This is a genomic window from Nocardiopsis sp. iso_238, from assembly GCF_056173325.1.
The window spans coordinates 3091633-3112927 of sequence record NZ_CM149668.1 but is presented as its reverse complement, the minus strand read 5'-3'; the positions used below and the strand labels follow the sequence as shown (position 1 = coordinate 3112927).

Here is a 21295-nt window from a genome sequence, read left to right as displayed (position 1 = left end):
GGCCGCGGTGCCGGGTCGGGCTACTGGACGGGGACGCCGGGGATCTCCCCGAAGGCGCCCGCGTACAGGGTCATCTCCCGCACGTCCGGGCCCGGGGCGGGGAAGACCGCCAGGGCCAGGTACTCCTCGCCCGGGGAGAGCGTGAGGATCTCGTCGGCGAAGTCCTCGTACTCGCCCTCACCGGCGCGGATGCGGATCACGTAGCGGATCACTCCGGTGCCGGGCTCCTCCAGGCGGAAGCCGCCCATGGTGCCCTCGGTGTACTGCTGGGGGCTGCCGGGCAGGGACGCCTCGTCGCCCTCCAGGTCGGCCTCCAGGTCGGTCAGGGTGGAGTTCTGGAAGCCCACCATCTGGAACAGGTAGGCGCCGTCGCGCACCATCGGGTACACGTTCAGGTCCAGTTCCCCGTGGGCGACGGTGGTGAACGGGTCCAGTTCCTCGAAGTAGGGCGCCGGGGGGCCGACGTGGCGTTTGGCCGTGTCCAGGCCGCCGCCCTCCTCGGCGCCGTTGTCGGCCATGGGGACCTCGTAGGAGAACTCGACGCGCCGGTTGCGGGCGCGGGCCTCCTCGTCGTCGTCCCCGCCCTCCTCGGCGAGCAGCTCCTCGCTGCCCCGGCCCTCGGTGGTCAGGGTGAAGTCCGAACCCAGTTCCTCCTCCAGCAGGGTGCGCACGGCCTCGGCGCGTTCCTCGGACAGCGTCTGGTTGTAGCCGTCCGCGCCCTTGCCGTCGGTGTGGCCGACGACGGTGATCTCCACGTCCTCACCGAGGTTCTCGCGCAGGGACTGCGCGGCCTCCCTGATGGTGTCCACGGCGTCGTCGGTGGGGTCGGACTCGTCGAACTCGAACATGTTGTCCGCGTGCAGGGCGATGACCTCCCGGTCGCCCGCGCGGGTGGTGGAGGCGGTGGAGCCGTCCACGAAGCTCTCCATGGACTGGACGAACTCCGTGGTGTCCAGGCCCGGTTCCGGCGCGGTCTCCGGGTAGACGATCTCGTCCTCGGGCAGGTCTCCCTCGATCACCCAGGTCTCGGGGTCGATGTAGTCGTGGACGTCGGGTTCGGGCAGCGCGGTGAACTCGTCCACGTAGCTGACGGGGACGCCGGGCACGTGTCCGGCGGTCAGCCCGGTCAGGGTCAGGAACTCCACGTCCTCGCTGGGTGCGGGGAAGTACCGGCGGATGGGCGAGGGCAGTTGTTCGTGGATGGGGACGAGGTCGCTGCCCTCGATGAAGTAGCTGCCGTAGGGTTCGCCGTGCTCCTCGTCGGTGATGGGCAGCAGGACCTCGCCGGAGACCGGGTCGACCAGGCGCAGGGGCGCGCCCGCGTAGGAGACCTCGTCGTTGTTGATGACCTCCAGGATGTTGCGGCTGAAGTCGATCATCAGGTACTCGCCGTCGTGCTCCAGGGCCTCGACGGTGATCTCCACGGCGACGTCGTTGCCGCCCTCGACGAACATGCGCCCCTGGCGTACGAAGGGCAGTTCGACGTCCGCGGCGGTGACCTGTTCGGTCTCCTCCGTGGCGGCGGGTTCCTCGCCCTCGTCGGAGGTCAGGTCGCGGACCAGGCCGCAGGAGGTGAGGGCCAGGCTCAGGGCGATGACCGCGCCGGTCACGCCCAGGGCTCGTGGGGACGTGCCTGGGGATCGTTGGGACATGGTCGGGGGACTCCCTCGCGGTGGTGCCGTGCTCCGGCCGGGGTGCCGGGCGCGTTGGTCAGCCGGTCAGACGCGCGGCGGAGCCGTCTGGTTGCGGGAGGCCGCTGACCGGTGGGGCACGGACGGGGTGCGGTCCCGCGCCGAGGGGTGGGGCGCGGGACCGCTGGGGGTGGGGTGGTGGGTGGTTAGAGGGTGATCGTCCTGGTGAGGGAACCGGTGGCGCCGGTGGCGTCGGTGACGGTCAGGGTGACGGTGTAGGTGCCCGGGTTGGGGTAGAAGTGCCAGGCCCTGGCCCCGCTGGCGGTGCCGCCGTCGCCGAAGTCCCAGCGGTAGCTGGCGATGGGGGCGTCTCCGGCGCTGGAGCCGGTGGCGTTCATCTCGCAGAGGTGGAAGAAGGCCAGGCAGGAGCTGGTGAAGGCGGCGGTGGGCGCGACGTGGTCGGGGGCGCCGACGGACACGCTGGTGTCGGTGGAGTGCGTGCGGCCCTGGTCGTCGGTGACGGTCAGGGTGACGGTGTAGTCGCCCTCAGCGGCGTAGGTGTGCTCGGTGGAGGCGCCGGTGTCGGTGGTGCCGTCACCGAACTCCCAGGACCAGCCGGTGACCTCGCCTGCGCTGCCGGATCCGTCGAAGGTGCAGGTCAGGGTGGTGTCGTCGCAGGAGTGCGCGACGGAGGCGACCGGTCCCTCGGGCGGGGTGGCGCCGCCGTCGGCGGGGAAGACGGCGGGGTCGCCGACGTCCAGCAGGGGCTCGTGGACGCCGTCGCCGGAGGTGTCGTTCCAGTCGAGGTTGCCAGCGCCGGTGAGGGTGTCGTAGAGGGCCAGGACTCCGGCGCGGTCGGTGGGCTTGGCGTCGCCCACGGCGAGCAGGGCCAGGCCGCCCGCGGCGTGCGGGGAGGCCATGGAGGTGCCGCTCATGGTGCCGTAGCCGCCGCCGGGCATGGTGGAGGTGACGCAGGAGCCGGGTGCGGCGATGTCCACGGTGGCGCCGAAGTTGGAGAACGTGGACAGGGTGTCGTCCTGGTCGGGGCGGCAGGTGAGGGTGCCGCCGTTGCCGCCGGGCGCGCCGTCGGAGTCGGCCATGGAGGAGACGGTGAGCACGTCGGGGTGGTTGGCGGGGAAGAAGTTGGCGGCGTCGCGGGCGCTGTTGCCCGCCGCGACGGCGTAGGCCACCCCGGAGGCGACCGAGTTGGTCAGGGCCTGGCTCAGGGCCTGGTCCGCGCAGCCCTCACAGCCCAGGCTCATGTTGGCCACGCCGATCTGGGCGGCGTTGGCGGTCACGTAGTCCACCCCGGCGGCGATCCCGGAGAGGGTGCCGCTGCCTCCGGAGTTGAGGACCTGTACGTTCCACACGTCGGCGCCGGGGGCCACACCCACCACGCCGAGGTCGTTGTCGATCGCGGCGGTGCTGCCCGCCACGTGGGTGCCGTGGCCGTTGCCGTCGGTGGCGGTGTTGGCCACGCAGGTGCCGCTGGTGCAGTTGACCGAGTCGACGACGTTCAGGTCCGGGTGGGATCCGTCGACGCCGGTGTCCAGGACGGCGACGGCCACGTCGGGGACGTAGTTGGCCTGTCCGTCGATCCGGAGGTTGGGGTTGTCGGGGGCGAAGACCCGGGCGACGCCGTTGGGCACGTCCTGCTCGAAGGCCTCGACGACCTGGTCCTCCTGGAGGTAGGCGACGTCGGAGTCCTGGAGGAGTTCGGCGGCCTCGGCGGCGGTCATCTGCGCCGCGTAGCCGGTCAGGGCGTGTTCGTAGACGCCCAGGGGGTCGTCCCCGTGGCGTTCGGCGACCTCTGCGGGGTCGGCGCTCTCGTCCAGGACGACGATGTAGGTGCGTTCGACGGGGTCGCTGGTGTCGAGGAAGGAGGGCAGGTCGGGTTCTGCCGCGGCGGGCGAGACCGCGAGGATCGGCAGTAAGGCCGCGGCTGCGAGCACGGCACCGAGCTTGCGCATGTGTGCGGGGACCCTTCTGTGGCGGGGGATCGGGGAAGGGTGGCCACCCGAGAGTCATGATCCGTCGCCCGGCCGGGAGCGACCATACGTAGTGGCTACGTAGTTCTCCGGGTGCGCGGGGAGCACGTAGGGGACGACGCGGGGTCGGTGGGGTTCAGGTCGCGGCGCGAGTGCAGACCGAGCTTGGCCAGGGCGTTGGCCATGTGTGTCTCCACGGTGCGCGGTGACAGGTGCAGCAGCGCGGCGATCTCGCGGTTGGTGTGACCCCGGGCGGCGAGGGCGGTGATCTCGTTCTCCCGGGGTGAGAGGCGGCCGTCTCCCGAGCCGCCTCCCCTGGCGGGCGGCGTACTGACGCCGTGTTCGCGCAGCAGGCGGCGGACGCGGCCGGCGTCCCAGGCCGCCCCGAGTTCGGTGTAGGTGCCCAGGGCCGCCTGGAGGGAGGCGATCCCCAGGTCGGGTCCCCGGCCGTTGGCGGCGGCCAGGTGGGTGCGGGCGGAGGCCTCGCGGGCCAGCGCGGCGTCGTAGGGACGGGGCATGTCCCGGTAGGCCTCCTCCGCCTCGGTGTACAGGTGCAGGGCGCGGTCGTGGAGCCCTTGGTGGTGGGCCAGGGCTGCCTCGAAGCGGACGAGGGCGGCCCGGGCCGCCGGGGCGCTGGTGCCGCGCAGCCCGGCCCGGAACCGGGTGCCCAGTTCCCGGGCCACGGCGCCGCGTCCGCTGGCCAGCAGGGCCTCCATACCCGGGACCAGGTCGGCGGCCCACACCCAGATGCCCTTGCTGGCGACGAGGGAGACCAGGTCCTCCACCCCCTTCCATGCGGCGGCGGGGTCGCCCTGGGCCAGGGCGAGCCGGGCCAGCAGACCGGCGGCGAGGGCGCGCACGGGTACGGCGTGGTCGGGGGCGGTGAGGTCCGGTACGGGATGGTCGGGCGCGACGGAGGGCGGCCGGGGTTCGGGGCCCAGGACGCGGTCCAGGTGGGTGCGGGTGGTGGCGGGGTCCCCGTGGGCCAGGGCCAGGGCGGCGCGGACCGCGGTGAGTTCGGCGGTGACCGAGTGCAGGTGGACCAGGCGGCCCGAGCCGAGGTCGAGTTCGGCGCGTTCGGCCAGGTCGGACCAGTGCCCCCGGTTCCAGTCCAGGATCAGGCGCAGCGCCGCCGCGCTCTCGCGTACGTAGGGGTCGCAGGTGCCCGCGGTGTCGGCCAGGTGGCGGTCGGCCCGGTCGTAGTGGCCCAGGATGACGGCGGCGTCGGCCAGGTTGAGTGAGGCGCGGACGAACTCGCGGCGCCGGGCCAGCGTCCGGGGGCCGGTGCGCGGCCAGGGGTCGTCGGGGCGCGGTGGGGCCACGTCCCAGGCGGTGGGGTCCCCGATCTGGGCGAGCAGGGTGGCCTGGTTGACGCGCACGGTCTCGTCCACGGCCGGGTCCTGGCTGCGCTGGGCGGCCCGTACGGCCCGTTCCATCCACCGCCGGTGGGTGGCCACGGAGTCGGGGGTGGAGCGGGGCACGGCCAGGGCGCACATGGCGCGGGCCGCCAGGGCGGGACGGGTGGAGAGTTCGGCTGCGGCGCGGACGAGTTCGTCGCGGGCGGACCGGTTCTGGGAGGCCTGGTTGAGCAGGAGCAGCCCGAGTTCCATGCGTAACTCGCCGCGTTCGGCGGCGGACAGCCCGGGGGTGTCCAGGACGTCGCGCAGCAGGCCGATGGTGTGTTCGGCGGAGATGCCGGTCAGGGCGGCCCGGCCGAGTTTGAGGGCGAGGTCGCAGCGGCGCCGGGGCGGCAGGGTGGCGCGGGTGAGGGCGTCGCGCAGCAGGGCGACGGCGGTGGTGTCCTCCCCCTGGGACAGGGCCGTGTCGGCGGCGCGTTCGGCGTTCTCGGTCCAGGCGTCCGGGAGCCCGGCCTCGCGGGCGTGGTGGGCCATGCGGGCGTGCGGTGGTTCGGTCTGTTCACCCAGGACGCGGAGGCTGGCGCGGTGGAGGCGGCGGCGTTTGTCGCGGGGCAGCGCGGTGTAGGCGACCTGGCGCAGCAGTGGGGTGTGCGGGGTGAGGGTGGTCGGCCCCAGGGAGCGCAGCAGTCCGCGTTGGAGGGCCCTGGCCAGGGCCTTCTCGGCGCGGGCGGTGGGCAGCGCGGCCACGCGGGTGAGTTGGGTGTCGGTGGCGGGCTGGTCCAGGACGCAGGCGGCGCGGACCAGGCGCCGGGTGTCGCGGTCCACCGAGCGCAACCGGTCCAGGACCCAGTCGCGCAGGGGCGCGGGTACCGCAGGTGTGGCGGGCACCGCTGGCTGGTCCTCCGCTCCGGGCTGGTGTGCCAGGTGGTGCAGGGTCTCGGCCACGGCCAGGGGCAGTCCGCCGGTCCAGGTGTGCAGGCGGAGGGCGTCGGCGTCGGTGACCTCGGAGCGGTGGGGGTCGAGCAGGCGTGCGGCCAGGGTGCGCACGTGCTCCGGGGACAGGGGCCCCAGGGCGAGTTCGCGGTGGCGGGTGCCGGGCGGGGTGCGGGCGGCCAGTGCCGCTACGGGGAAGGAGCGCGGGAGTTCCTCGGGGCGGTGGGTCAGGACCAGGGTGAGGGTGGCGGGCAGCCGGGGAGCCAGGTAGGTGAGCAGGTCACGGGTGGCGGGGTCGATCCACTGCACGTCCTCCAGGACCAGGACGGTCGGGCCGAGGGCGCCCAGGAGCTCGGTGAGGGCGCGGTAGGTGCGGTGGTGTCCGGCGGCCGCGTCCACCGGGGGCGGTGGCGGAGGGAGCCGGTCGCCGTGCTCGGGCATGAGGGGGGTCAGGGCGCCGCACAGCGGGCTGAGTCCGGCGGGGATCGCGGCGGGGCGCAGGGCCTCGATGACGGGGGCGTAGGGGAAGGGGTCGGCGCGGGGCGGGCAGTACCCGGTCAGCACGGTGCCGCTGGTGTCGTGCAGTTCCTGGACCAGGCGGGTCTTGCCCGTTCCGGCCGCCCCGGACAACAGGACGACGCTTCCGGGAACCGCGGCCTCACGCAGCTGCCGTCGTTCCGTGTCGCGCCCGACGAGTGGGGGGAAGCACACGCGGTCACCGTATAGCGACGGAGGGCTTCGCGAAAGGGGGGCTGTGCCGGTGCGGTCCCCGTCCCAGCGACGGGGGCGGCCCCGTACTCCGTGGCGCCGAACACGCGGCGGTGCTTGGATGGGGGTGTCACGTGGCCCGTGGGTGGCCCGGACGAGGAAGGGCGGGCGCGTCCCATGCTGGAGATGGTGTTCGGGGTCGTTCCGGTGCTGGCCGCCGTGCTGACCGGACTGTTCGCGGGTCTGTTCCTGTCCTTCTCGATGGCGGTCATGCCAGGATTGGCCCGTGCCGGGGACCGGGCGATGGTCGAGGCGATGCAGGGCATCAACACGGCCATCCTCAACCCCCTGTTCGCGCTGGTCTTCGTGGGCGCGCCGGTGGCGGCGGCGGGGACGGCCGCGCTGTACGCCTCCGCCGGTTCGGTGGGCCCCCTGGTCTGGTCGGGCGCGGGAGCGGCCCTGCTCCTGGTGGCGGTGGTGGTCACGTTCGCGGTGAACGTGCCGCGCAACAACTCCCTGGACCAGGCCGGAGCGGCCGAACACCTCCAGGACCCGAAGGCGGTGCGGGCCGCGTTCGAGCCGGTGTGGGTGCGGTGGAACCACGTGCGCTCCCTGGTCTCGGTGGCGGCGCTGGTCTGCTCGGTGACGGCCCTGCTCCCGGCCTGACCCGGGCCCTCGGGTCGGCGCGTTCGCCGTCCGCACCCGCCCCCGTGTGTGAAACGGTGGTGGGGTGAGCCCGCACATTGAGTCCTTCGACCCGGCCGCGACCGAGATGACCGACCTCGCGGCCTGGAGTTCGGTGTACACCGACGGGCAGGCCGCCCTCTCGGGCGGTGCGGCACCGGCGGAGGAGCTGGCCACCCGGCTGCGCTCGGGGCGCGCGGGACACGCCTGGCGCTGGTCGGCCCGGATCACCCCCGGTGACCCCGTCCACGGGGTGGCCGAGCTGCGCCGCCAGCACCATGACGCGCGCATCGGGTTCCTGCGGCTGTTCGTGGCCGAGCACGCGCGGCGCCGGGGTATGGGCGGGCGACTCCGCGAGGCCGTGGTCGAGCGGGCCCGTGCCCAGGGCATGGACCGGCTCCAGAGCACCGTCCTGGCCGGGGAGCCCGGCGAGCACTTCGCTCGGGCCAGCCCCTACCTGCGCACCCTGCTGCGGCTGGAGCTCCAGAAGCAGTACCTGGACGAGCCCACGCTGCGGCGCTGCTGGAGTCTGGCCGCCACCCCGGCGCGCGGGTACCGGCTCACCCACTGGCAGGGGCCCGCGCCCGAACACCTGGCCGCCTCCTTCGGCCGGGTCATGGCCCACCTGCTGGACGCTCCCGGCGCGGCCCTCCAGGTGGAGGCGCGCGCCTGGGACGTGCCCCAGGTCCGTGCGTGGGAGCGCGCGATGACCGAGGACGGCTCGCGGCTCGTGGTGGGTGCCGCCCTGGACCGCACCTCCGACCAGGTGGTCGCGGCCACCGTGAGCACGGTGACCAGCGGCGCCGTCGCCGACCAGCACGACACGGCGGTGTTGCCCGCCCACCGGCGCAAGGGGCTGGCCAGCCGGGTCAAGGCGACCCAGGCGCTGCGTGTGCACGACCTGTTCCCGCACGTGGAGGCGGTGGCGGTGACCATCAACCAGGAGAACCAGGCGATGCTCGCGGTGAACCGTTCCCTGGGCTACCAGCGGGTCCACGAGCGGTTGCTGGTCGAGGAGGGCCTGGACGCGCACTGACCGCACCCCCGGGTCAGGCCAACGGGTCGCTCACGTGCTTGCGGGCGCTGTCGTAGATGATCTGGCTGCGGAAGGAGGCGACCTCGCGGCGTTCGGTGAGCCGGTCGATGAGGAAGCTGTGCAGGGAGTCCAGGTCGGGCACGGACACGTGCACCAGGAAGTCCTGCTCCCCCGCCACCACGTACACCGCGAGCACCTCGGGCAGGGCGAACATCGCCGTCTTGAACCCCTCGATCGCCCGGCGGCTGGGCGGGCGCAGCTCCACGGACACGAACGCCTCCACGCGGCGGTTGAGCGCCGCCGGGTCGACGTCCGCGTGGTAGCCGCGGATCACCCCGCGCCGGTGCAGCAGCCGCACGCGTTCCAGGCAGGTGGAGGGCGCCACACCGAGCTTGTGGGCCAGGGCGCGGTTGGTCTGCCGTGCGTCCTGCTGGAGTTCCCGCACGATCGCCGAATCAAGTTCGTCCATGACGGGAAGTCTAGGTCTGCTGCCGAATAGAGTTCGGCAAATCCCCCAAGGCCTTGTCTCTGTGGCTAGCTTCTGCGTTGTCGACACGACAGATGAACGGGGAGCAGTACATGAACATGTCCACCAAACTGGTCGTCGTCCTGCGCTCGGACCTGGAGTTCGCGGTGGCGGCCAACGCCAGCGCCGTGCTCGGGCTGGCGATGGGGGCGCGGCTGGAGAACTCGCTGGGGGCCGACGGCAAGGACGCGGGCGGCAACGTGCACGCCGGGATCAACACGCACCCGGTACCGACCCTGGCCGCCACCGGCCAGGACCTGCGCCGTATCAAGGCCCTGGCCGACGAGCGCGACCTGACGGTGGTGGGCTTCAACGAGGTGGCCCGCCGCTCACGCGCCTACACGGACTACCTGGACCGGTTGGCGGAGACCGACCCGACGGACATGGAGTACGTGGGGCTGGCGGTGTTCGGGCCCAGGAAGGACGTGAACAAGCTGACCGGGCGGCTGCCGCTGGCCACCTGAACGCACCGGCGCCCCCGCCACGGAACTCCGTGGCGGGGGCGCCGTACGCGGATCAGACGCCGAAGGCGTCCGGGTAGCGGATGGTGCCGCGCGGGGTCTCGCGCGAGGGGTCCAGTGACAGGGCCATCATGGCCTCGTCCGGGACCTCGAACGGGGCGCGCACGCCGAACCCGGAGGCCGGGGTGAACCCGAACCTGGGGTAGTAGTCGGCGTGGCCCAGGACCAGGACGAGGTTCTCGCCCAGGGCACGGGCCGACTCCAGTCCGGCGCGGATGGCTGCCGAACCGGCGCCGGTGCGCTGGAACCCGGGCAGCACCGCGCACGGGGCCAGCGCCAGGGCCGGGTGACCGTCGACGTGGCACCGGGTGAGCAGGGCGTGCCCGACCAGGGTGCCGTCAGCGGACTCGGTGACGATCGACAGACCGTCGATCCAGACGGCGGGGTCGGCGCGCAGGGCGTCGACCAGGTCGGCCTCGGCCGGGGTCTCGAACGCGGCGCTGACGATCGCGTGGATCGCGGTGGCGTCGGCGCCGGTCTCGGGTCGGGTGGACCAGGAGTGGGTGGTGTGGGACAACGTCGAGGACCTTCGTGTTCGGGGGTCCCGTCGTGTGGTCAGGCCGGGACCCGCTGGTTGGAGATGCTGAGTGCGTCGCTGCTGGCGTCGCTGGTCACGGCAGTCATCAATTCACCTCGGTGGGGTCCGCACGGCCGACTCTCGGCGTCGCGGGGACCAACGCTAGCAGGGCGCGCGGTGTTCCCCGTGGTGAGACCGCTCACGGGCCGTCGAGAGCGCGGGGAGGCCGTCCCGGACGCCGGAGCGGAACCGTCCGAGTGGCTAGGGTGTCGTATCCACAGGGCCTTGCGGTGTTGCGCCGGGCCCCGAGACCCAGACGGCGGACGGTGGGAGACGCACGGTGGAGCTGTTCGAAGAAGGCGCCAAGGTCCTGACCCAGGAGATGGTCAGGGGCGGGTGGACCGTGGTCCAGGGCTGGATCACCCGGGTGTTCGGTGGCGACGAGACCAAACGGAACCGGGCCCTGGAGGAGTTGGCGGAGACTCGCCGGGAGCTGGAGGCCGGGGACGGGGACGCGGTGTCGGCGGAGGAGGTTGAGCAGTCCTGGCGGACCCAGCTGCGCCGCCTGCTGCGTGCGGACCCGGCGGCCGCCGCGGAGCTGCGCGGGCTTCTGGACGAGGTGGCGCCGTCCGGTTCGGGGAACGTCACCAACACCGCCCACGGCGTGTACGGCGGGGTGCTCATCCAGGCGGGCACCATTCACGGCGGTGTGCACCGGAACGAGACCCGCCACGACGGCGACCACGTCGAGATGCGCGGGAACACGGCCGGGCGCGACGTGATCGGCACACAGAACAACCACGGAACCCACCGCCGCGAGGGCTAGGAGCGGGGCCCGAGTGAACAGACACGACTCCCCCGGCGGCGAGCCCGCCAACCGTGCGACCGTCCAGGGATCATGGTCCGCGCGGGACACCGTCGCCGTCCAGAACAACTACGGTGTCGCCCCCGCCCGGGGCGCCGCCCAGACGCTCCTGACCCTGCCCTCGGTGGACGCGGGGTTCACCAGTCGGAGCGGGGAGCTGGAGCGGGTCCTCGCGGTGATCGACCCCGGGGCCGAGGGCGTTCCCGGGGTGGTGGTCTCCCAGGGCATGGGCGGGGTCGGCAAGACCCAGTTGGCCCTGGCCGCCGGACACGAGGCGATCCGTCGGGGGTGGTTCGCCGGGGCGCTCTTCGTCGACCTGCACGGATACACCACCCCGGTCGACGGCGACCGGGCGGTCGAGTCCTTCCTTCACAGCCTGGAGGTGCCCACGGAACGGTGGCCCGCCGACGCGGACGCCCGGCGCGGGTTGTACCGGTCCGCGCTGGAGGAGCGGGCCCTGGAACTGGGCGGGCCGATCCTGGTGGTGGCCGACAACGCCTCCGGGGCGGGGCAGGTCGCGCCCCTGGTGCCCGGTCGGACCCGGCACCGCCTGCTCGCCACCTCGCGCGACCGGCTCACCTCGCACGGCTGGCGGCGCATCCCCATCGACCACCTCCCCGCCGACCGCGCCGTGCGGGTGCTGGTGGGGGCGCTCCGGGTGGGTGATCCGGATGATCCGCGCGTCGTGGAGGAGGAGGGCCTGGCCCGGGTGGCGAAGGCCTGCGCCGGGTTGCCGTTGGCGCTGCGCGTCTGCGCCGCCGTCCTGGGAGCGGCCCCGGACATGACCGCCGACGAGCTGGCGGACACCCTGGAGGCGTCCGAGACCCGGTTGCTCAGGCTGGGGGACGACTCCCGGAGCCTGTACACGGTCTTCGAGCAGTCCCGTGCCCGGTTGGTGCCGGAGGCAGCCGAACTGCTGGCCCTGCTGGGGTTGGCACCCGGGCCGGACATCTCGACGGCGTCAGCGGCGGTCCTGGCGGGGGTCGAGGAGGCCGAGGTCCTGGGGCGCCTGCGCGCCCTGTCGGCCGCGCACCTGGTGTCGGGGAGGGCGGGCCGGTGGCGGATGCACGACCTGACCGCCGGCTACGCGGCCTCCCTGAGTTCCGGGGACGACGCCCCGGACCGGTTCGTCCGCGCCCGGCGGCGGCTGTTCGAGCACTACTCGTCCATGGCCAACGACGCCCGCTTCAACCTGGTGGCGTTGCCGGGCCAGCGGACGCCGGACACGTTCGCGGACCGTGCCGCGGCCACACGGTGGCTGGACGCGGAACGCGCGGTCCTGATCGACACCGTGCACGTGGCCCGCAGGCTGGGTGAGACACGGACCGAGACCGACCTCCCCCGGCACATCAACACCTATCTCAAATGGCGCCGGGACCTCACCGACCTGGAGGACCTGCAGCGGATCGCGTTGAGCGCCGCCCGGCGGAGCGAGGACGAGAACCGGGAGGCCGCCACATGGAACCGCCTGGGGGCGGCGCTGCGCGTGACACGCAGGTTCGAGGAGGCCGTCGACGCCCACGGGCGTGCCCGACACCTCTACGTCAAGCTGCGGGACACCCACGGGGAGGCCGTGTCGCGCAGTGGTCTGGGGGCGGCGTTGAGCGGAGGTCGGCGGTTCGAGGAGGCCATCGACGCCCTCCGGGGGTCACAGGCCGTGTTCGCCCGGATGGACGACGTCCTTCGCGAGGCCAACGCGTGGAATCACCTGGGTGAGGCCCTGCGCGAGGTGGGCCGAACCGCGGAGGCCGTCGACGCCCATCAGCGGGCCCAGGGCTTCTTCCACCAGTTGGGAGACACCCACCGCGAGGCCAGGGTGTGGGACAACCTGGGTGCGGTGCTGAGACGGGAGGAGCGATTCGCGGAGGCGATGGAGGCCTATGAACGGGCCCGGAGCATGTTCCTGGGGTTGGGAGACACCCGTGAGGCGGTGAAGGCGGACATGGGCGTGGCCATCTGCCTTCGGGGCCTTCGACGAACGGAGGAGGCTCTGGCCGAACTCGGTGAGGTGGTCGGGTTCTTCACCGAAGAGCGGGACCTGCACCACGAGGGTCTGTCCCGGCACGAACTCGGCCTGACCTGGGCGGCCGCGGGTCAACCAGCGAAGGCGATCCCTCACCTGGAACGCGCGGTCAGGCTCCTCGGAGAGAACAACGACCCGTTCCAGAGGGACCGGGCCGCCGAAGCGCTGGCCTCGGCCCGGGAGTCCCTCAACCCAGCCGGAGACTCAGCTGGGCCCCCGTCTCCCTGAACCCCAGGCCAGCGGCCACTCCACGCGAGGCCGCTGAGCGGGCCCGCCACTGGGGCAGACGGCCCTGGGCGAAGGCGTGGCTGACGGCGGCGGACGCGACCGTCCCGGCCAACCCCCTCCCCCGGTGTTCCCGGTCAGTGAGCACGCACAGGTGGGCCACGTCCCCGGCCAGCACCCGGAAACCGGCCGCGGCCACGACCTCGGCACGCACCGCCAGGGTGAACAGGGGCGTCTCCACCTCGGAGATCCCGCTCTCCCCCGCCTCCTCCGGTCCGGTCCGCTCCAGCAGGGCCAGGACGGCGGGGTCCTCTGTGGCCCGGCGGGTCACCCCGAGCGTGGGGCGCGGACGGAGGTTCTCCCTGGTCAGGTAGGCCAGTGCGGCGGGTCCGAGGGTTTCGGTGACGGGCAGGACGGCACCCAGGGCACCCGGATCGACGTGCTCGGCGGGGTCGAGCCGGGACAGGGCCGCGCGAAGGGTGTCAGCGTCCGCTCCGGTGGGGGCGGTCGCCAGGGTGGTCCCGCCCAGGCGGACCACTCCGCACCAGGCCGGAGGACACAGGTCGGAGTCGGGGGCGGCGGCGACGGTCAGCGGACCGGTGGCACGTGTGCGCGCGAGGTGTTCCCACGCGGCCAGGGCGCGGGCGGCGGTTTCGGTCACGCACCGACCCTGGCAGGTCCCGCCGTCCGGGGCCACCCCCGGCCGGGTCAGCGGATCCGTCGGCCGTCCCTGCGTAGAGGTGCGCCCAGCAGCCGGTCGAGGTCCGTCTCCACCTCGGCCAGCAGTTCGCGGCCGAACACGCACAGGGTCCCCTGGTCGTGTTCCCAGGGGTGCCCGAAGGTCCCCAGACGCAGGTCCCCGGCGAGGTTGATGTGGTAGTCGCCGTCGGGGAACGTGTGTGCGGGGTGGCGGGGCTGTTCGTCTCCGCCGACTCTGCGGGGGTCGTACCGGCGCCCGGTGTGCTGCCACCCCAGGGAGTAGAGGTGTTCGCCCTCCGGGACGCTGGCGGCGAGTGCGCGCCGTACCACCCGGTTCAGTTCGGAGAGGTGGTCGGGGTTCCCGGCCACGGCGTGGGCGGACCAGGTCACGGAGGGGGTGGGCTCGACGATGCCGGGGAAGACCGTGGTGCTGGGGGTGAAGAAGAAGCGTTCGGTGAACCGGTCCCACAGGTCGTCGTGTTCGGGGTCGTCGTGGAGCTCGGTGACCGGCCGGGTCGGGGCGGGTGCGCCGGGCGGGACCCAGGTGTGGGTGCGTACGGTGGCGACCTCCCGGAATCCCGAGGTCAGGAGTAGTTCGTGCAGGTCGGGTTGGGCCTGGGGGTCGGCCTCGGCGGCCATGAGGCGGGCCTCGGCCTGGGTCCACACCCACCACAGGGGCAGGACGCGGCCGGAGCTCGCGTGCCGGGCCCACTCCCCCAGGAACTCGGCGCGGGGCGCCGTCATCCCCTCCAGGACCACGAAGGGGGTCCCGGTGTGCAGGGTGGCCCAGCTGGCGGCGCGTACGTGGGCCTCGTGCACCAGGGTGAGGGTCCGTTTCTCGAAGGCGCTGCCGTCCGCCTCGTGTTCGGTCAGGGAGCGCCGGTGCGGTCCGGAGGCGGCGGCCAGGCGTCGGACGGCCTGGGCGGACACCCGGTCGTTCTCCCGGAGCCGTTCCTCCTGCGGGGGCGGCGCGGAGGGGAGGTCGGTGAGCGCCGCGACCAGGACGGATCTCTCGGGGCCCGGAACGAACCCGGCCGCGTCCAGGGCACGGGTCAGGGCGGGCGGGTCGTGGGCGTGCACGGGCCAGTGGGCGGGTTCAGTGTGCGCCTCGAACCGGTTCCGCTGGCGGGCGACCAGCGCGGGCAGATCGGTTCCGCTCGGCAGGGGGCCGTGGTCGACGACGCCGTGGGTGCCGTAGTGGGTGCGGACGAGGCGTCCGCCGTCCACGTGCCGGTCCCACAGGTGCACCGCACCGGCCTGGGACGGGGAGGGCAGGTGGCCGCGCAGATGGGTGTCGTAGGCATGGCGGAGCTCGTGCAAGGTTGACAGCCAGGAGGGGTGAGGGAGCGGAGGGGGCGGCCCATTCTGCCAGTCTCGGGGTGGGGTGACCCACCGCGCGCGGCTCTGAGGTGGCCGGAAGCCGGGGCGTCGGTGTCCGTTTGTCGGAGCGGGTCCGTAACCTCGCCGGTCGTTCCCGGGCCCGGTCAGTCCCGGTCGGATCCAGCCCCCGTGTCGGGCTGTGTTGGCGGCGAACACTCGCGCGGTACCGGCTCAGGGCTCTTGCCATAGGCGTCGATGCTGGAGGCGGAGCGCCGTCCGGGAGACCTCTTCCCTGGACCGAGGGGGCGTGACGAAGGTGGGGCCCGACGTTGCGTCAGGGGCATCGAGGATCCCGGGACGGAACAGAATCCCGTTCGGTTCTACTGTGGCCTCGAGTTCTACCCACCGGTAACATTGTCGTATGAGCCTTGACCACCCCGCCGAGGATTACGAGTTCGACCAGGACACCCGGGTCGAGAAGCGTGCCGACGGCGAGTTCACAGCCACCCTCACCGACGACTGGACCACGTTCACCTCACACCCCAACGGCGGCTACGTCCTGGGGACGGCCCTCAACGCCCTGGGCCAGACCCTCACCCAACCCGACCCCCTCGTGGTCTCCGCCTTCTTCCTGCGCCCCGCCGCCCCCGGCCCGGCGGTGCTGCGCACCGAGACCGTCCGCGAGGGGCGCCGCACGGCCACCGGCGCGGTCGTCGCGGAACAGGGCGGCAAGGAGATCCTGCGCGCCACCGCCACCTACGGCGACCTCACCGCCGAGGGCCGGGAGCTGCACCTGGAGGGCCCGCCGGACCTGCCCGCCCCGGAGGACTGCTACCTGCCCCCGGAGTTCTCGGGCGCGCACGAGGGCCTGACGATCGCCCAGCGCGTCGACTACCGCTACCCCGAGCGCCCCGGGTGGCTCGACGGGAAGAAGGACGGCCGGCCCCGCACCGACTTCTGGATGCGGTTCGCCGACGGCCGCGACGCCGACGTGCACTCGCTGCCCGCCATGGTCGACTTCGCCGTCCCGGCGGTCCTGGAGATCGGTGAGTTCAGCACGATCACCGTGGAACTGACCACCCACGTGCGCGCCAGGCCCGCCCCCGGCTGGCTGGCCTGCCGGGTCTCCACCAGGCACGTCGCCAACAGCCTCCACGAGGAGGACATGGAGATCTGGGACAGCCGGGGCATCCTGGTCGCCCAGGCCCGCCAGCTCGCCATGCTCCTGTGACCTCCCGCCCCGCGACCGGCCCGGGGCCGTCGCGGGGCCGTCGCGGGGCGTGGAACCGCCGTTGGGTCACGAGCGCCCCGTCCGGCGGGAGTGGCCCGATGCCCTCCGTCGTCCAGGCCCGCAGGTCCGCTGCGCCCTCGCCCGCGCGGTGATCGTGGGCCTGAGGGTGACGTCCCTGACCACCCCGGGACGGCCGCGCGCGGCGCCCGGTCAGCCGCCTAGTCCTCCTCGGTGCGCCGGGTCAGGCGTTCCTGGCGCTGCCGGGCGGCCTGCGCCGTGCCCAGCCCCAGGCCGAAGGCGATCTCCTGCCAGGTCATGCCGCGCCCCTTGGCCATGGTGAGCAGCCCCGACTCCAGCTGGTCGAACTCGGCCCGGGCCCAGGGGACCAGGGTCAGCGCGGCGGTGAGGTCGTCCTGGTCCACGGCCGGGGCGCCCTCGTCGGGGAGGGCGCTGCCCGCGGCCAGGTCGCTGACGCGGCGGATGGCCTCGTGGGGGGACATCGGCATGTGCGACCGGGTCCAGCGGGCGCGGTCCTCTCCGGTGGAGTGCCGTTCGGTGATGCGGAAGAGGGCCTCGTGGACGCGTTTGCGCCGGGCCTGTTCCGGGTCGGGTCGGGTGAAGGCGTCGTGTGTGTTCTCCATGGGTCCACTATGTGTTGCCAACATTTGGTTGTCAACAAAGTGTTTTGAACGGATTGTTCATCGGCTCAGTCGAGGACGCGGGTCCCCCTGCCTCGCGCCCGCAGCGCACGGGCGGCACGGCCCTTCCAGACCAGCCCCTGCCGGGGGGAGAACAGGTAGGCGAGGGTGAACGCGATCGCCTGGGAGAGCACGATGCAGCCACCCGTGGACACGTTCAGGTGGAAGCTGGTGAACACCCCCGCCACGGCGGCGACGACGGCGATCCCCGCCGAGATCAGCAGCATCCGCTCGAAGCGGTCGGTGAGCAGGTAGGCGGTGGCGCCGGGGATGATCACCATGGCCACGACCAGGATGATCCCCACCGCCTGGAGCGCCACCACCACCGTCACCGACAGCAGACCCAGCAGCAGGGTCTCCAGCAGGCGCGGGTTGACGCCGATGGCGTGCGCGTGGACCGGGTCGAAGGCGTACATCGTCAGGTCGCGGTGCTTGTACCAGACCACGGCCAGCACCACGGCGGCCAGGATCAGCACCTGGAGGATGTCGGCGTCGGAGACCCCCAGCACGTTGCCGAACAGGATGTGGCTGAGGTCGGTCTGGCTGGGCACCCGCGAGATCATCACCAGCCCCAGGGCGAACATGGCGGTGAAGACCACGCCGATCACCGCGTCCTCCTTGACCCGGGAGGTGCGGTTGACCACGCCGATCAGCGCCACCGAACCCCCGCCGAAGACCAGGGCGCCCAGCGCGAAGGGCATCCCGAACATGTAGGAGAGCACCACGCCGGGCAGCACCGCGTGCGAGACCGCGTCGCCCATCAGCGACCAGCCCACCAGGGTCATCCAGCAGGAGAGCACCGCGCAGACCACGCCCGCGACCACGCTCACCAGCAGTGCGCGCTGCACGAACTCGAACCGCATCGGCACCGCGAACCATTCCACGACCGCCATCAGGACGTCCACGAGCGTCGCTCCTCACTGGGGTGGATGCCGAACGCCTCCAGGAGCACGTCCGGTCGCAGGACCTCCTCGGGCGGACCGTGGGCGATCACGCGCTGTTGGAGCAGGACGGCCTCGTCGCACAGCACCGGTACCTGGGCGAGGTCGTGGGTGGACACCAGCAGGGTGTGCCCGGTCTGGCGCAGTTGCAGGAGCAGGTCGGTGATGGTGGCCTCCGAGCGCCTGTCCACGCCCGCGAAGGGTTCGTCCAGGAGCAGCACGTCGGCCTCCTGGGCGATGGCGCGCGCGACGAAGGCGCGTTTGCGCTGGCCCCCGGAGAGCGCCCCGATCTGGCGGTCCGCCAGATCGGTGAGGTCCGTGCGCGCCAGGGCGTGGTCCACGGCCTCGCGGTCGGCGGGCCGGGCGCGGCGTCTGCGGCCCATGTGCCCGTAGCGGCCCATCATGACCACGTCGCGCACCCGCACGGGGAAGGCCCAGTCCACCTGTTCGGACTGGGGGACGTAGCCGACCAGGCCCTTGCGGCGGGCGGCGGTGCTGCCCATGCCCAGCAGGCGGACCCGGCCCTGGTCGACGGGGACCAGGCCGAGGACGGTCTTGAACAGGGTGGACTTGCCCGAGCCGTTCATGCCCAGCAGTCCGCACACCCGGCCGGGCTCCACGGACAGGTGGACGTCGTCCAGGGCGAGGACGTCGCCGTAGCGCACGGTGGCCCCGGTGACCTCGATGGCGGCGGTCACGGCGTCTCCTTCCTCACGGGCCGGTCAGTCCGGCGACGATGGCCTCCGCGTCGTGGCGGAGCAGGTCGAGGTAGGTGGGGACGGGGCCGTCGGCCTCGGAGAGCGAGTCGACGTAGAGGGTCTGCCCCATGGCGGCCCCGGTCTCGCGGATCACGGAGCGCTGGGCGCTGTCGTTGACGGTGCTCTCGCAGAACACGGTGGGCACGTCGTTGTCCCGGACGAACTCGGAGACGGCGGCGATCTGCTGGGGGGTGCCCTCGCGTTCGGCGTTGACCGGCCACAGGTAGCGCTCGGTCAGTCCGGCGTCGCGGGCCAGGTAGGAGAAGGCGCCCTCGCAGGTGACCAGGGCTCGGGAGGACTCGGGGACCTCGGAGAGCTCGGTGTCCAGGTAGGTGCCGACCTCGGAGATCTCCTCCTTGTAGGCCTCGGCGGCCTCGGCGTAGGCCGCCTCGCCCCCGGGGTCGAGTTCGGTGAGGGCGTCGCGGATGTTGTCGACGTAGACGAGGGCGTTGTCGGGGGACATCCAGGCGTGCGGGTTGGGTTCTCCCTCGTAGCCGCCAGAGGAGACGGGGATGGTGTCGATGCCCTCGCTCAGCACGGCGGTGGGGGCGTCCACGCGGTCGGTGAACTGCTGGAACCAGGCCTCCAGGCCCAGGCCGTTCTCCAGGATGAGGTCGGCGTCCTGGCCGCGCACGAGGTCGTCGGGGGTGGGTTCGTAACCGTGGATCTCCGCGCCGGGCCGGGTGAGGGAGGCGACCTCGACCCGACCGGCGGCGACGTTCTCGGCCATGTCCGCGATGACGGTGAAGGTGGTCAGGACGAGGAGGCGGCCGTCGTCGCGGTCGGTACCGGCGGTGGTGGAGCAGGCGCTGAGGGCCAGGGTGAGGGCAACCCCGGGGATCATGGTCGACCAGGCGTTTGAAGAGAACCCATCTCTAAAGTTCGGCACGCCTAACTTTTACCACAAGCGGGCCAAACCTCGCATCCGGGCGCCGAGGCCGACCTGCTGGGGGCGGGGGCGTCCGATGCACGTGGCCGTAGCCGGACGCCCCTCCCCCGCCCGTCGCGCGAAGCGTCCCGTCCGCCGCCACGGGGCCCCAGGTGACCGCCGCGACCTCCCCGGCGCACTCGCGGCCTCGGGCGGCGACACCGTGCCCGGCTGCGAGGTGTGGCGGATGCCCGGCTGCGGGACGGTCGCGCCGCACCTCGGCCGTCGCCGTGACGTTCGCGTTCTTCAGATGGACATCCTCGGCGGGAACCGGCTGGCAGCGCCCGTTCGGAGTGGACCACGCCTCCATTACAGTCATTGCAGTCATGACTGCAATGACTGTAATCTGCTCGTATGAGTGAACCTACCGAGGAGGAACTGGCCTTCGTCGACGACGTCGCCGTGTTCTTCGAAGACGAGGGCCTGCCGCTGATCTCCGGCCGGGTCATCGGCTGGCTGCTGATCAGCGATCCGCCCGAACAGAGCGCCGCGCGCCTGGCCGAGGTGCTCCAGGTCAGCCGCAGCTCCATCAGCACCGCCACCCGCATGCTCACCCCCAGCGGACTGGTCGAGGGGGTACGCAAGCGCGGCGAGCGGCAGGAGTACTTCCGGATCGCCGCCGACGGCTGGAGCCGCATGCTGGAGCGCCGCTACGCCCTGGCCACCAGCTTCCGCCGGGTCACCGAACGCGGACTGGAGACCCTGCGGGACGCCCCGCCCGAACGCCGCGAGCGCCTGGCCAACGTCCACGAGCTCTACGGGTTCCTGGAGACCGAACTCCCCGCCATGCTCCAGCGCTGGCGGGACCGACGGGAGGACCACGGATGAGCGCACCCGACTTCCACCGCGAGCACGTACGGCTGCCCGAGGGGCGCCTGAGCGTCGTCGTGGAGGGCCCCGAACACGCGCCGCCCGTGCTGCTGCTGAGCGGCGCGGGCGTGGACAGCGCCACGATGAGCTGGCGACACCTCATCCCCGACCTCGCCCGGGACCACCGCGTCATCGCCCCGGACTGGCCCAAACAGGGCCTGAGCACCCCGTGGAACGGCCGGGCCGACCACGGCGCCCTCCAACGCTGCGTGACCGCGACCCTGGACCGCTTCGGTGTCGACCGCGCCGCCGTCGTCGGCCTGTCCCAGGGCGGGGCGATGACCCTGGCCACCGCCATCGACCACCCCGACCGCGTGGAACGCCTCGTCGCCATGGCGCCCGCGGGCATCCTGTCCTTCCCGCCCGTCTACCACCAGCTCCTGTGGCTCGTCTCCCGGAGCCGCCTGCTCAACACCACCCTGCCCGGGATGATGGTCGGTGACCGGAGGAGGGTCGAGGCCTTCGTCCGCGCAGGGCTGTTCGCCGGGCCCGCCCCCGACCAGGACCAGGTCGTCGACGAGGTGATGGCCGAGATGGCGGCCCACGGCGCGGGCTCCTCCGACTGGCAGAACGCCTCCATCGGCCCGTGGCGGATGAACGTGGACCTGCGACCCCGCCTGGGCGAGATCCGCTGCCCGGCGCTCTTCGTCCAGGGGGACCAGGACCGGGGCGTGCGGCCCGCCACCACCGTCGCCGCCGCCCACGCGGTGCCCGGGGCCCGCCTGGAACTCCTCGCGGGTCAGGGGCACTGGGTCAACCGACAGTCGCCCCAGGTGGTGAACCGACTGGTCAGGGACTTCCTGGCGGAGGGCGAGGCCTGACCCGACGACCGAAG

The 21295-nt window shown here is 72.9% G+C and carries 19 protein-coding genes; 8 read left to right on the top strand and 11 right to left on the bottom strand.

Annotated features, from left to right (window positions below; translation table 11 throughout):
* Positions 1-20: 20 nt before the first annotated feature.
* The 3 genes from AC0VYL_RS14020 to AC0VYL_RS14010 all read right to left on the bottom strand — a co-directional run bounded on the left by AC0VYL_RS14020 (position 21) and on the right by AC0VYL_RS14010 (position 6621).
* The gene (locus tag AC0VYL_RS14020; protein ID WP_475483432.1) at positions 21-1652 is read right to left on the bottom strand and encodes an OmpA family protein; all 1632 of its coding nucleotides are present in this window, start codon (positions 1650-1652) and stop codon (positions 21-23) included.
* Positions 1653-1837: 185 nt separating this feature from the next.
* Complete coding sequence (locus AC0VYL_RS14015; protein ID WP_475453083.1) at positions 1838-3601, bottom strand: S8 family serine peptidase; 1764 nt, start codon at positions 3599-3601, stop codon at positions 1838-1840.
* Between the two features lie 95 nt (positions 3602-3696).
* Positions 3697-6621 (bottom strand): ATP-binding protein, encoded by a 2925-nt coding sequence (locus AC0VYL_RS14010; protein ID WP_475483431.1) that lies wholly within the window; start codon positions 6619-6621, stop codon positions 3697-3699.
* Positions 6622-6795: 174 nt separating this feature from the next.
* Here AC0VYL_RS14010 and AC0VYL_RS14005 point away from each other — a divergent pair, with 174 nt between their 5' ends.
* Together AC0VYL_RS14005 and AC0VYL_RS14000 are read left to right on the top strand one after the other, a co-directional pair.
* Positions 6796-7284 carry an anthrone oxygenase family protein gene (locus AC0VYL_RS14005; RefSeq protein WP_475453079.1) on the top strand — a complete coding sequence of 163 codons (489 nt, stop codon included), beginning with the start codon at positions 6796-6798 and terminating at the stop codon, positions 7282-7284.
* 64 nt (positions 7285-7348) lie between these two features.
* Positions 7349-8338, top strand: a complete 990-nt coding sequence (locus AC0VYL_RS14000; RefSeq protein WP_475483430.1) for a GNAT family N-acetyltransferase — start codon at positions 7349-7351, stop codon at positions 8336-8338.
* 13 nt (positions 8339-8351) lie between these two features.
* Here AC0VYL_RS14000 and AC0VYL_RS13995 read toward each other — a convergent pair whose 3' ends face one another.
* On the bottom strand, positions 8352-8807 hold the full coding sequence (locus AC0VYL_RS13995; RefSeq protein ID WP_475483429.1) for an Lrp/AsnC family transcriptional regulator: 456 nt from the start codon (positions 8805-8807) through the stop codon (positions 8352-8354).
* A 110-nt stretch (positions 8808-8917) separates the two neighbouring features.
* Between AC0VYL_RS13995 and AC0VYL_RS13990 the strand changes: the two genes are divergently transcribed.
* Positions 8918-9328 carry a DUF2000 domain-containing protein gene (locus AC0VYL_RS13990; protein WP_475483512.1) on the top strand — a complete coding sequence of 137 codons (411 nt, stop codon included), beginning with the start codon at positions 8918-8920 and terminating at the stop codon, positions 9326-9328.
* 52 nt (positions 9329-9380) lie between these two features.
* Here the strand turns inward: AC0VYL_RS13990 and AC0VYL_RS13985 are convergent, their stop codons facing one another.
* Complete coding sequence (locus tag AC0VYL_RS13985; RefSeq protein WP_475483428.1) at positions 9381-9902, bottom strand: GNAT family N-acetyltransferase; 522 nt, start codon at positions 9900-9902, stop codon at positions 9381-9383.
* Positions 9903-10242: 340 nt separating this feature from the next.
* Here AC0VYL_RS13985 and AC0VYL_RS13980 point away from each other — a divergent pair, with 340 nt between their 5' ends.
* Both AC0VYL_RS13980 and AC0VYL_RS13975 read left to right on the top strand, forming a co-directional pair.
* Positions 10243-10728 carry a hypothetical protein gene (locus AC0VYL_RS13980; RefSeq protein WP_475483427.1) on the top strand — a complete coding sequence of 162 codons (486 nt, stop codon included), beginning with the start codon at positions 10243-10245 and terminating at the stop codon, positions 10726-10728.
* Between the two features lie 13 nt (positions 10729-10741).
* Complete coding sequence (locus AC0VYL_RS13975) at positions 10742-13018, top strand: tetratricopeptide repeat protein (protein ID WP_475483426.1); 2277 nt, start codon at positions 10742-10744, stop codon at positions 13016-13018.
* Here AC0VYL_RS13975 and AC0VYL_RS13970 read toward each other — a convergent pair.
* Positions 12978-13676, bottom strand: a complete 699-nt coding sequence (locus AC0VYL_RS13970; protein WP_475483425.1) for a GNAT family N-acetyltransferase — start codon at positions 13674-13676, stop codon at positions 12978-12980. The two genes, AC0VYL_RS13975 and AC0VYL_RS13970, sit on opposite strands and share 41 nt — an antisense overlap.
* Positions 13677-13723: 47 nt before the next feature.
* The gene (locus tag AC0VYL_RS13965; protein WP_475483424.1) at positions 13724-15034 is read right to left on the bottom strand and encodes a DUF2716 domain-containing protein; all 1311 of its coding nucleotides are present in this window, start codon (positions 15032-15034) and stop codon (positions 13724-13726) included.
* 421 nt (positions 15035-15455) lie between these two features.
* Between AC0VYL_RS13965 and AC0VYL_RS13960 the strand changes: the two genes are divergently transcribed.
* Positions 15456-16265, top strand: a complete 810-nt coding sequence (locus tag AC0VYL_RS13960) for a thioesterase family protein (RefSeq protein ID WP_475483423.1) — start codon at positions 15456-15458, stop codon at positions 16263-16265.
* A gap of 218 nt (positions 16266-16483) precedes the next feature.
* Here AC0VYL_RS13960 and AC0VYL_RS13955 read toward each other — a convergent pair whose 3' ends face one another.
* The 4 genes from AC0VYL_RS13955 to AC0VYL_RS13940 form a co-directional block, all read right to left on the bottom strand.
* A complete protein-coding gene (locus tag AC0VYL_RS13955; RefSeq protein WP_475453061.1) occupies positions 16484-16906 on the bottom strand; it encodes a DNA-binding protein in 423 nt (140 codons plus the stop codon).
* 65 nt (positions 16907-16971) lie between these two features.
* Positions 16972-17868 carry a metal ABC transporter permease gene (locus AC0VYL_RS13950; protein ID WP_475483422.1) on the bottom strand — a complete coding sequence of 299 codons (897 nt, stop codon included), beginning with the start codon at positions 17866-17868 and terminating at the stop codon, positions 16972-16974.
* Entirely contained in the window at positions 17856-18602 is a 747-nt protein-coding gene (locus AC0VYL_RS13945; RefSeq protein WP_475453057.1) for a metal ABC transporter ATP-binding protein, read from the bottom strand. The genes AC0VYL_RS13950 and AC0VYL_RS13945 overlap by 13 nt, the downstream gene beginning before the upstream one ends.
* A 13-nt stretch (positions 18603-18615) precedes the next feature.
* Positions 18616-19551: a metal ABC transporter substrate-binding protein gene (locus tag AC0VYL_RS13940; protein ID WP_475483421.1), complete on the bottom strand. Its 936-nt coding sequence runs from the start codon at positions 19549-19551 to the stop codon at positions 18616-18618.
* A gap of 393 nt (positions 19552-19944) precedes the next feature.
* On the opposite strand from AC0VYL_RS13940, the gene AC0VYL_RS13935 reads away from it, so the two are divergent.
* Positions 19945-20418 (top strand): GbsR/MarR family transcriptional regulator, encoded by a 474-nt coding sequence (locus AC0VYL_RS13935; protein ID WP_475483420.1) that lies wholly within the window; start codon positions 19945-19947, stop codon positions 20416-20418.
* Positions 20415-21281: an alpha/beta fold hydrolase gene (locus AC0VYL_RS13930; RefSeq protein WP_475483419.1), complete on the top strand. Its 867-nt coding sequence runs from the start codon at positions 20415-20417 to the stop codon at positions 21279-21281. Before AC0VYL_RS13935 ends, AC0VYL_RS13930 begins: the two co-directional genes overlap by 4 nt.
* The last annotated feature ends 14 nt before the right edge of the window (positions 21282-21295 follow it).

Coding starts and splice junctions, on each gene's coding strand:
- AC0VYL_RS13935 (WP_475483420.1), top strand. CDS start 19,945: ATGAGTGAACCTACCGAGGAGGAACTGGCCTTCGTCGACGACGTCGCC.
- AC0VYL_RS14020 (WP_475483432.1), bottom strand. CDS start 1,652: ATGTCCCAACGATCCCCAGGCACGTCCCCACGAGCCCTGGGCGTGACC.
- AC0VYL_RS13930 (WP_475483419.1), top strand. CDS start 20,415: ATGAGCGCACCCGACTTCCACCGCGAGCACGTACGGCTGCCCGAGGGG.
- AC0VYL_RS13995 (WP_475483429.1), bottom strand. CDS start 8,807: ATGGACGAACTTGATTCGGCGATCGTGCGGGAACTCCAGCAGGACGCA.
- AC0VYL_RS13990 (WP_475483512.1), top strand. CDS start 8,918: ATGAACATGTCCACCAAACTGGTCGTCGTCCTGCGCTCGGACCTGGAG.
- AC0VYL_RS13960 (WP_475483423.1), top strand. CDS start 15,456: ATGAGCCTTGACCACCCCGCCGAGGATTACGAGTTCGACCAGGACACC.
- AC0VYL_RS14015 (WP_475453083.1), bottom strand. CDS start 3,601: ATGCGCAAGCTCGGTGCCGTGCTCGCAGCCGCGGCCTTACTGCCGATC.
- AC0VYL_RS13955 (WP_475453061.1), bottom strand. CDS start 16,906: ATGGAGAACACACACGACGCCTTCACCCGACCCGACCCGGAACAGGCC.
- AC0VYL_RS14005 (WP_475453079.1), top strand. CDS start 6,796: ATGCTGGAGATGGTGTTCGGGGTCGTTCCGGTGCTGGCCGCCGTGCTG.